Source organism: Streptomyces sp. NPDC005774 (assembly GCF_042871645.1).
In the GTDB taxonomy this organism is placed as follows: Bacteria; Actinomycetota; Actinomycetes; order Streptomycetales; family Streptomycetaceae; genus Streptomyces; species Streptomyces pratens.
On record NZ_JBIAIV010000075.1, the window covers coordinates 1 to 7,067 of the forward strand.

6 protein-coding genes are annotated in these 7,067 nt (G+C 73.4%); 2 read left to right on the forward strand and 4 right to left on the reverse strand.

Going from position 1 to position 7,067, the window contains the following annotated elements:
* The first annotated feature begins 245 nt into the window (after nt 1-245).
* Entirely contained in the window at nt 246-899 is a 654-nt protein-coding gene (locus tag ACFYQA_RS36380; protein WP_388927422.1) for a class I SAM-dependent methyltransferase, read from the forward strand.
* Between the two features lie 31 nt (nt 900-930).
* Here the strand turns inward: ACFYQA_RS36380 and ACFYQA_RS36385 are convergent, their stop codons facing one another.
* The 3 genes from ACFYQA_RS36385 to ACFYQA_RS36395 all read right to left on the reverse strand — a co-directional run bounded on the left by ACFYQA_RS36385 (nt 931) and on the right by ACFYQA_RS36395 (nt 4,293).
* Nucleotides 931-1,272, reverse strand: coding sequence for an ArsR/SmtB family transcription factor (locus ACFYQA_RS36385; protein ID WP_386401203.1), 342 nt, complete (start codon nt 1,270-1,272; stop codon nt 931-933).
* Between the two features lie 443 nt (nt 1,273-1,715).
* Complete coding sequence (locus tag ACFYQA_RS36390) at nt 1,716-3,368, reverse strand: SulP family inorganic anion transporter (RefSeq protein WP_388927480.1); 1,653 nt, start codon at nt 3,366-3,368, stop codon at nt 1,716-1,718.
* A gap of 319 nt (nt 3,369-3,687) precedes the next feature.
* Nucleotides 3,688-4,293 (reverse strand): hypothetical protein, encoded by a 606-nt coding sequence (locus tag ACFYQA_RS36395; RefSeq protein WP_388927426.1) that lies wholly within the window; start codon nt 4,291-4,293, stop codon nt 3,688-3,690.
* A 638-nt stretch (nt 4,294-4,931) separates the two neighbouring features.
* Between ACFYQA_RS36395 and ACFYQA_RS36400 the strand changes: the two genes are divergently transcribed.
* Complete coding sequence (locus ACFYQA_RS36400; RefSeq protein WP_388927429.1) at nt 4,932-6,305, forward strand: alpha-lytic protease prodomain-containing protein; 1,374 nt, start codon at nt 4,932-4,934, stop codon at nt 6,303-6,305.
* A gap of 57 nt (nt 6,306-6,362) precedes the next feature.
* Here ACFYQA_RS36400 and ACFYQA_RS36405 read toward each other — a convergent pair whose 3' ends face one another.
* On the reverse strand, nt 6,363-6,686 hold the full coding sequence (locus tag ACFYQA_RS36405; protein ID WP_388927432.1) for a hypothetical protein: 324 nt from the start codon (nt 6,684-6,686) through the stop codon (nt 6,363-6,365).
* Nucleotides 6,687-7,067 lie beyond the last annotated feature (381 nt).

The window sequence follows — 7,067 nt, forward strand, 5'->3', positions numbered from 1 at the left end:
TTGACGGCGGAACCCCGCTCGATGTCCTGCTCCACAGGAGTTTCGTTTCCTCCCCCTCCTGAAGGCGGGAGTTTCCACGAAAGGACTCAGATGAATGATCGGCAGAGTCGGCACCCCCGACCCTGCCGTGCCGACCGGCACTCCCGCAAGCCGGTCCGACGCGCCGTAAGGAGCGGCGAACCGTTGTGAGGGCCCGCCGGGAATGGCACGATGCGCGGCATCGGTACACGGAGACGGGGTGCGTCTTGGTCGACGGGAATCGCGGGTCACCGGCAGCGTCGGTGTTCGACGCGCTGGGCAGCGACTACGAGAGGGCGTTCGCCGCCTCCGGGGCGCACCGGGCCTCCCTGGAGTGGCTGCTGGAACGGCTCCCGCCCGCCGGCCGGGTACTGGACGTGGGCAGTGGGACGGGCCGGCCCACGGCCGCCACGCTGGCCGCGGCGGGTCACCGGGTGCTGGGGGTCGACGTGTCACCGGTAATGGTGGAGATCGCGTCCCGGCAGGTGCCCGACGCCGAGTTCCGTTGCGGAGACATCCGAGAAATGCCGATCGAGGACGGCTCGTTCGACGCCGTCTGTCTGTACTTCGCCCTGCTCCAGATGTCCCGTGCGGAGCAGGGCGGCCTGCTGCGCCGACTGACCCGGGTGCTGCGGCCGGGGGGCCTGTTCGCACTGGCGACCGTGCCCCTGGACGTGGAGGGCTTCGACGGTGTCTTCATGGGGCAGAACGTGCGGGTCACCAGCTTCGCCGCCCAGGACGTGATCGGCCTGGTGCGGGATGCGGGGCTGACGGTGCTGTCCGAGGAGAGCGTGATGTTCACCCCGGCCCACCCCGACGCCACGCCTGAACCCCAGCTCTTCCTGCACTGCCGGCGCGCGGAGACGGCCCCGGCGAACTGACGCGGGCCGGCCGCGCGGAATGCGGCCCTCGCTACGGGAGCGGGCTCGTCTCGTCCCTGAGGCCAGCGAGCAGTTCGGCCTGGCCGGCCAGGACACCGGACAGGATGGTGCGTGCCACGCGGAGCAGTTCCGCCACGTGGGGGCTGGTCAGCGAGTAGTGGACGGTCGAGCCCTCCTTGCGGCTGACCACGAGGTTCGCCCGCCGCAACACCGCCAACTGCTGGGAGAGATGTGCCGGTTCGATGCCCACCTGGGGCAGCATCTCCGCAACCGCGTACTCACGCTCACTGAGGAGTTCCAGGACCCGGATACGGGCGGGATGCCCCAGGGTTTTGAAGAACTCGGCCTTCAGCTGGTAAAGCGGCGTGGTCATCGTGCCGTCCCCTTCCCGGCGCCGGCCCGGCACCGGGCCCCGGTCCATCGCCTCGCCTGTACGTCGTCGGCACCCGACCTCGACGTTTTCCGACATTAGCAACTTCGTACATCGTTGATGTCCGGTGGTCGCACCCTCGGGGATCACAGGGTGGTCCGGACGCTCTTTCCTCGGCCGTCGAAGTCGCCGCGGGCTACCGCCGTGCCACCGGTCCGACGGCGGTGGCAGGGCGCCCGGTGAGCGACGCGGGCCGGCCACGGGGTGGTGTTCGCCGCTCCCCTGTCCGGCCCGGAGCTGCTCGGCGGTCTCGCGGGCGAAGGGACGGTGGACGGTTCTGTGGGGAGGGTGAGCACGTGACGGTGGGCGGTACGCCGACGTCATCGTTGCTTCCCCGCGCGATGGGCTCCGTCCGTGGCGCGGAGGGGGAACGGGCTGCACGCGGGTCACGGTGCCTCCCGGACGGGCAGGGGTGCCGACCGCGGGGCCCGGGCCGCGGGCAGGACGCCGGTGAGTCGCAGGTGCTCGCGGGCCGCATTGATCGCCTCGGGGGTCGTGGCGTACTCCCGGCCCTCGTGCCGCAGCAGGCCGAGGGCCCCGACGGAGTCGAGGACCTGCCGATGACCGGGACGGATACCGGAGACCATGACGGCGATGCCGCGCCGCCTCAGCTTCGTCACCGCGTCCTTGAGCACGAGAGCGCCGGTGGCGTCGACGACGCTCACGTGCGACAGGCGCAGGATGACGACGCGTACGTCGGCGAGTTCGGTCAGTTCCAGCAGGAAGCGGTGGGCGGCGGCGAAGAACAGCGGACCGTCGAGGCGGTAGGCGACGATGTGTTCGGCGAGCAGCTCGTGCTCCTCCTCGGTGTGGTCGCCCCGGTCCAGCGCCAGCGGTGCGAGCCGCGCCTGCCGGGCGACGGCTCGCAGCGCGAGGAGGCCCGCGACGGCCAGGCCGATGATCACGGCGAGGACGAGATCGAGGACGAGGGTGGCGACGGCCGTCAGCACGAGGATCAGCGCGTCGGAACGGGTGGCGCGGGCCATTGCGCGCAGCGAGCCGACCTCGACCATCCGGACCGCGGTGGCCAGCAGGACGCCCGCCAGAGCGGCGAGCGGGATCTTCGACACCAGCGGGGCTGCCGCGAAAACGATCGCGGCGAGGACCGCGGCGTGGGCGAGCGAGGCCAGCCGTGAGGTTGCTCCGGTGCGGACGTTGACCGCGGTGCGGGCGATCGCGCCGGTCGCGGGGACGCCACCGAACAGCGGCGCGGCCAGGTTCGCCACGCCCTGTCCGAACAGTTCGCGATCCGCGTCGTGCCTCTGTCCGACGGTCATGCCGTCGGCGACGGAGGCGGACAGCAGCGACTCCAGTGCGGCCAGAGCCGCCACGGCCACGGCGGGCGCGACCAGTTCGGAGAGGGCGCCGACGTCGACGAAGGCGAGTGAGGGGGCGGGCAGGCCGGAGGGCAGTTCGCCGATGGGCCGCACCCCGTCCAGGCCGCCGATCTGCACCACGAGTGTGGCCGCGATCACGGCGAGGATGGAGAAGGGCACGGTGGGCCTCCAGCGCGCCCCGAGCAACATCACGGCGGCCACCGAGAGCGCCAGCGCGACGGCGGTCCAGTCGGGGGTGCGGGCGAATTCCTCGAACGCCCGCCAGGCCACTACCAGGACCCGTTCGCCCTCGGGGGCGGGTACGCCGAGGGCGTTCGGGATCTGCTGCAGTCCGATCACGCACGCGATACCGAGTGTGAAGCCCTCCACCACGGGCGCGGGCACGTACCGCATGCTGCCGCCGGCCCGCAGCAGCGCCAGCGCCACCAGGATGGCGCCTGCCATCAGCCCGACGGTGAGCACGCCCGACGGGCCGTGGTCGGCGACGATGGGCACCAGTACCACCGTCATCGCGCCGGTCGGTCCGGAGACCTGGAGGTTGGAGCCGCCGAACACGGCCGCCAGCGCACCGGCGATCACAGCGGTGGCCAGCCCGGCCTCCGCGCCGAGCCCGGAGGAGACTCCGAAGCCGAGTGCTAGGGGCAGGGCGACGACGGCGACGGTCAGACCGGCGAGCAGGTCCCGGCGCGGGTTGCGACGCATCTGGCCGAGGTCGTCCCGGCCGGGCAGCAGTGACGTGATGCGGGACCGGGCTCCGGCGAGCAACAGCGGTACTGACACAACTCCTCGACTTCCCGGCGGCCACGACACGCCGTCGCGCAGTGACGGCGCGAGCCTCGGTGGCCCACGACAACGGATACACATTCAAGCATGTACGCAATTGCTAAATTTAGCAATTGCGCAGATCGGCTAGGCAGTGAACGGCAAAGATGGCAGCACCCGGGCGGCTCGTGCGGTCCGGCCGACCGCCGGTGGTCAGGGCGCCGGCGGTCAAGGCACCGGTGGCCGGTCCGTCAGCCGGTCAACCCCTCATCCGCCTTCGCCACGACGGTTCGACCTGCCGCCACTCGGCCTCCCACTCCTCCGAGCGCCGTTGCCGTATCCGGGACCGGACGAGCCATCCGCCGATCACGACCATCCCCCCGGTGGCGGCGGCGACCGTGAGACCGGCCATGACGGTCTGGAACCGCGCGTCCGCTCCACCGGGCGGCTCGGGGACCAGGCGCCCCGCGTCATCCGTCCACACGGTGACCACGCTGCCCGCCTTGTCCCCGGGGCCGGCCTCGGTCCGGCCCGTGCGGCCGGTGCCGTCGGGAGCCGTCCACCGCACCTTCACCCATGCTCGGCCGTCCCCACTGCCGTCCTCGGTCACCGGCGAGTGCAGCACGTCGGCCGCGTTCTCGGCCAGTACGGCGGGGACGGCACGGGACTCCGCGCGGCGCTCCGCCAGGGACCGGTCCACCGCCCCCGCCGCCGCCAGGCCGGTGAGCGCCCCGGCGAACAGGGTGAGGACGAGGACGACGAGCAGCAGCCAGGCTTCGATCACGTCACTGCGGCGGCGCAGCGGGCTGCTCCGCCAGCGCCAGAGCCACACCCTGCGGGGCCGCGCACCACGGGTCCTCCCCATGGGTCGTCACCTCCTCGCGCGCCACCTCTCCAGGGTGCGTCATCCGGCCGCCCGGCGCATGGGCCGAACGGTCCCGTCCGGGGTCCGGAAAGCTTCGGGGCCACGGCCGCCCTCGGGCCGCACCGTGTGACGCCGGGCCGTCAGGCCGCGCCGGGCACATGGGCCGCCCAGACATGTCGGCGGTCCCCGGCCCTCGGTCGGAGCACCCGGTCGAGCGCGCTGCCGGGCCCGGGCCATCGCTCCCACGCGGCCTGCCGTACACCGTTGCCGGTGTACGGAGCACGGCGCGCACGGCGTCGGTGGCGAACACCGCCCCGAGGTGCGGCGGTGGACGGCCGGTGTCGCCGCGGGCGAGGGCGAACGCCGGCAGCGCGGTCCGGGCGAGGTGTGCGAGGTGGGCGGGGGCCCCTGCGGGAGGGCGGCCACGGCCGGCGCAGGACGTGCCACGCGCAAGCAGTACGCGCGCAGAACGTACGCGGAGCCGGCCATCGCCACCGGCCTCGTCCGCAGTACTGCACTTGGCGCCCGTGCGCGTCACCAAAGCGCGAAAGCGGGTCACCGATGACATCGCAACGGGCGTCATGGGCAAGACCTGAGGCTCTGCGGCAGCTTCACCCCACGACGAAGGAGATCACCGCATGGTCCACAGACATGGCCGGCCCGCACGACGGGCGGCCCTGGCCGCGCTCGGCGCGCTCGTCCTCGCAGCTCTCCCCTCCACCGTGTCGGCCGAGCCGGACCCGGCGGCGGGAACCACGTCCGGCGCAGCCCGGACCGTCGGCGCCGACCGCCCGTCGGCTGCGATGCTCGGAGCACTCCGGCGTGACCTGGGCCTGACCTCGCCGCAGGCGGCCGCGCGGCCGGCCAACGAGGCGGAAGCGGGTACCCGCGCGGGTGTCCTGCGCAACGCCCTGGGCGACCGGTTCGCCGGCGCCTGGGTGCGCGGGGCGGCCTCCGAGGAACTCAACGTCGCGACCACCGACTCCAAGGACGTGGCGGCCATCGAGGCCCAGGGCGCCAAGGCCGTCGTCGTCACCCGCTCGCTGGCCGGCCTCCGGGCCACCAAGGAGAAGCTGGACGCGGCGGCCGCCGCCCGCGACACCGCCGATACCCCACTGTGGTACGTGGACGTACCGGCGAACCGGCTCGTGGTGCAGGCGCGGACGGTGTCGACCGGTGCCGCCTTCGTCAGGGCCGCCGGGGTCGACGACCAGGATGTGGCCATCCTCGTGTCCACGGTCCGGCCGCGACTGCTGCAGGACATCACCGGCGGCGACGCCTACTACATCAATGACACCGCCCGCTGCTCGGTCGGCTTCTCCGTGACCAAGGAGGCGCAGCAGGACTTCGCCACCGCAGGTCACTGCGGCGACCGGGGTGACACGACCACCGGTTTCGATCGGACCACACAGGGCACCTTCCAGGACTCCGTCTTCCCCGGCAGGGACATGGCGTGGGTGGGCACCAACGGCACCTGGACGGCCACGCCGGGTGTCAAGGCGCAGGACGGCCAGGAGGTACAGGTCACCGGCTCGGTGGAGGCTCTCGTCGGGGCGTCGGTGTGCCGGTCCGGTTCGACCACCGGATGGCACTGCGGGATCATCCAGCAGCACGACACCAGCGTCAGCTACGCCGAGGGCACGGTCGACGGAGTGACCCGGACGACGGTCTGCGCCGAGCCCGGCGACTCCGGCGGACCCTACGTCACGGGCTCCCAGGCGCAGGGTGTCACCTCCGGCGGCTCCGGTGACTGCACGCGCGGCGGGACCACGTTCTACCAGCCGGTCAACCCGATCCTCGCCGACTTCGGCCTGACCCTGACCACCGAGCTCGCGCAGACCGCGACACCGGATCCGCAGGAGGGCGCCGAGGACGCATGGGCCGCCGGCCGCGTCTACCCGGCCGGGGTCACGGTGACCCGCGACGGGGTTCGCTATCAGTGCCTGCAGACGCACCAGGCCCAGAGCGCATGGGCGCCCGTCGGCACGCCGGCCCTGTGGCAGCGCCTCTGATGCCCTGCTCCGCGGGGCCCGTCCGGTGCCGGACGGGCCCGGCGTGTCCGGCGGGCCTCACCAGAACCGGGTGGTGAGCGCGGGCCGGCGCACCGCCTGGGCGGCGTCGCGCAGGCTCAGGGCGACACTGATGGTGGCGCGCAGCGCCGACGGCCGTACCGTCTGGGCCGTTTCGGTGGCCAGGACGAGCAGGCAGGCGGCGGCCTGTTCCACCACGGCGACGGAGAAGGTGTAGTCGCTGTCGGCCGCCGCGCGGAACGCCTTCAACGGGATCCCGGCCCCGTCGACGGTCCGCTTGGCGGCCTGCTCCAGGTGCTGTGCGGCCTGGTCGCACACGGAGGCGGGCAGGGTGAGGGTGCTGGAGAACGATGCACTGGTCATGATCCGATTCGTCCCCCTGCATCGGCCTGTTCGATCGGTGGGCGAGACGTTTTCACCGTCCCGCGTGACGGGTTGGAGGCGAATGTCGGGGGCGCGGAGGGGCGCACCGGGGGCGGCCGTCCCTGCCTGTCCGGCCGATCACGCCGGAGGCACGGGGCCCGGCACGCACTCTCCCGAGCTCCTCGGCAGGAGGATCTCCCAGCGGCGTGGGCGTCGCTCCCCGACGGCCCGCGGAAGGTCACTCACGCCCCAGGTGACGGCGGGCGGGAACACGGCGGGGGGGGGGGGGGGGGGGGGGGGGGGGGGGGGGGGGGGGGGGGGGGGGGGGGGGGCGCGCGCCGCCGCCCCCCCCCCCCCCCCCCCGCCCCCCGCCCCGGGCCG